At 31.3% G+C, this 3,094-nt stretch carries 3 protein-coding genes; all 3 read left to right on the top strand.

The window, feature by feature from the left end:
* Positions 1-1,337, top strand: a 1,337-nt coding sequence (locus tag EZH24_RS09380; RefSeq protein ID WP_153227233.1) for a class I tRNA ligase family protein, incomplete at its 5' end; no start/stop codon positions are given.
* Between the two features lie 53 nt (positions 1,338-1,390).
* On the top strand, positions 1,391-2,818 hold the full coding sequence (locus EZH24_RS09375; RefSeq protein WP_201798586.1) for a DNA methyltransferase: 1,428 nt from the start codon (positions 1,391-1,393) through the stop codon (positions 2,816-2,818).
* A 41-nt stretch (positions 2,819-2,859) separates the two neighbouring features.
* Positions 2,860-3,094, top strand: a 235-nt coding sequence (locus EZH24_RS09370; protein ID WP_137998893.1) for a hypothetical protein, incomplete at its 3' end; no start/stop codon positions are given.

Raw genomic sequence — 3,094 nt, 5'->3', positions numbered from 1 at the left:
GTAAAAGTAAAAATATTAAACAGGACGAAGATGTTTTGGACACTTGGTTTTCTTCTTGGTTATGGGCTTTTTCCACTTTTGGATGGCCCGAAGATAATGAAGATTTAAAATATTTTTATCCGACATCGACTTTGGTTACAGGCTACGATATATTATTTTTCTGGGTTGCAAGAATGATAATGGCGGGAACTCATTTTATGAAAGATATTCCTTTTAAGGATATTTATCTTAACGGTTTGATTAGAGATAAAATTGGAAGGAAAATGTCAAAGAGTTTGGGAAACGGAATCGACCCGATTGAAATAATTGACGAACATGGAGCGGACGCTTTCAGATTTACTTTATCTTTTATAACTTCTTTGGGCGGACAAGATATTTGGCTCGATAAAGAACTTTTCAAAATGGGCGGAAAATTTGCAAATAAAATATACAATAGCGCAAAATATATATTTGGCAATATCGAAGACGGAGAGACAATCAAAAATATTGACGAATTTACGCTTGAAAATAAAGACAAATGGATTTTATCTCGACTTCAAAAAGCGATTGAATCAACCGACAGAAAATTAAAAGAATATAGATTTGACGAAGCCTCTCAAACGATTTATAAATTCTATTGGAACGAATTTTGCGATTGGTATATCGAAATAAGCAAATTCGATTTGAAAGAAAATTCTAAAAGAGAAAAAACTTTATCTTTGCTTTTGTATATTTTGGAAGAATCTATGGCGATGATTCATCCTTTCATGCCATTTTTAACCGAAGAGATTTATTTTAATTTGCCAAAGAGAAATATAGAATCAAAATCTTTAATGATAAGAGAATATCCGAAAGCGAAAGACAAATATATATTCGAAGATATAGAAAAAGAATTCGATTTGATAAAAGATATAGTTTCGGCGATTAGAAATTCCCGCTCTCTATTCAATTTGCCTCCGAATAAAAAATTAGAAGTCGTATTAAGATATACAAACGATTATTTTAAAACGGTAAGCGAAAATTATAAAGATATAATCGCCTATCTTTCTTTGACTCAATCTTTGGATATAGTTTCGGCTGGCGAACATGAAAGAAATAAAGGAAGTTTCGTCAAAGTATTCGAGGGCGGAGAGATTAATGTTAACTTGGTTGGAATAATCGATTTTGAAGCGGAAAAAAAGCGACTCGAAAAAGAAGCGTCAAATTATAAAAAAGATTTGGAAGCGGTTAATAAAAAACTTTCAAACGAAAATTTTATTAATAAGGCTAAACAGGAAGCGATTGAAACGGAAAAACGAAAACAAAAAGAATTTGAAGATAAATTAAAAGGCATAAACGAAGTGTTATCTTCTTTTTGATTTTGGTTTAAAAATTTTAATTTATAATAATAAATAATTGGATGTAAAAATAAATGATGCCCGCGGTTAAAAATGATTTATTAAATAATATTGAAATAGATTATAATATAAACGAAAAGCCTATATTTTTTTCAAATAAAAATGTAAAACTTTATAACGCATCTTGCCTCGATAAAAATATTTTAGACAAAGAAAGCGTAGATTTAATAATAACTTCGCCTCCGTATAATGTGGGAATAAATTATAATTCAAACGAAGATTTTAACGAATATGAGGAATATTTAGAATTTAGCAAAGAATGGATGAGCAATTGTTATATTTGGGCAAAAGATACGGCTAGATTTTGTTTGAATATTCCGCTTGATAAAAATAAAGGAGGGCAACAGAGCGTTGGAGCGGATTTAATATCAATAGCAAAAGATATAGGATGGAAATATCATAGTTCTATAGTTTGGAACGAAGGCAATATTTCTCGAAGGACTGCTTGGGGAAGTTGGTTAAGCGCGTCAGCCCCTTATGTTATCGCTCCAGTCGAGCTTATAGTCGTCTTATATAAAAACGAATGGAAAAAGAAAATAAAAGGAGAAAGCGACATTATAAAAGAAGAATTTATGGCTTGGACTAACGGGTTATGGAGTTTCAACGGAGAATCAAAAAAACGAATAGGACATCCAGCGCCTTTCCCAAGAGAACTTCCAAAACGATGCGTTAAACTTTTTTCATTTGTCGGCGACACTATATGCGACCCGTTTAGCGGAAGCGGAACTACTATGATAGAGGCTTATTTAAATAATAGAAATTTTATAGGAATAGAATTGGATAAAGAATATTGCGCTCTTTCCAAAGAAAGATTTTTACAAACTATAGAAAAAGAAAACGGAGGAATTTCAATGAGCAAATATAGTCAAATGGATTTGATTATGGAATTTTTTAAGAAAAATCCAAATAGAGATATATCGCATCCAGAAGTCGTAGATTGGGTTGTAAAAGAATGGGAAAAAAGAACGGGCGAAGTTTTTAGAGACCCTGACAGAGGAATTAGAAAATTGCATGAAAAAGGTTATTTGCAAAAAATCTCTAAAGGAGTTTATAGATACGACCCCGATTTTGTGGCTTTAAGAGACGATTTGGAAGATTTTCCACCTCAACTTAAAAAACAAATTTTAGAACGAGACAATTATAAATGCGTAATTTGCGGAATGGGAAAAGAGGAAGGAGTAGAGTTGCATGTCGACCATATAAAACCAAAATCTTTAGGCGGTAAAGCGACTTTAGAAAACGGACAGACGCTTTGTTCTAAACATAATTTTTTGAAAAAGAATTTAAAACAAACCGAAACGGGAAAGAAAATGTTTATACGAATGTTGGAAATCGCTAAAAAATCAAACGAAAAAGAATTAATTGAATTTTTGGAAGAAGTTTTGAGCGTTTATGAAAAATATAATATTAACGGGCATATAGTTTGGAAAAAAGATAAATAATTTTTCATAATTCTTATAATTAAATGACAACGGAGAATAAAATGTATAGCGATGGAGTTTATAGAAGAGTAAATATTAATAAAGTTGCAGGGCAGATACTTAAAAATAATCCTAATTTAACCGAAAACGAAGCGCAAGAAGTCGCTTTGATTATGATAAAAGAACTTAATAAAAAATTTTCTTCAGCGGTTGCAGATTTTGAAAATGGCGAGGGCGATTTTATGGCTTGTTATTTTGAAGCGATAGAAAAAGTTAATACCCAAAAAAAGAGGTTTT

This window comes from Brachyspira catarrhinii (genome assembly GCF_005518285.1).
GTDB classification, from domain to species: Bacteria; Spirochaetota; Brachyspiria; order Brachyspirales; family Brachyspiraceae; genus Brachyspira; species Brachyspira catarrhinii.
This window is presented reverse-complemented; position numbering and strand designations above follow the sequence as displayed.

Excerpts from the sequence above, each read along its gene's own strand:
- EZH24_RS09375 (WP_201798586.1), top strand. The coding sequence starts at position 1,391 with ATGATGCCCGCGGTTAAAAATGATTTATTAAATAATATTGAAATAGAT.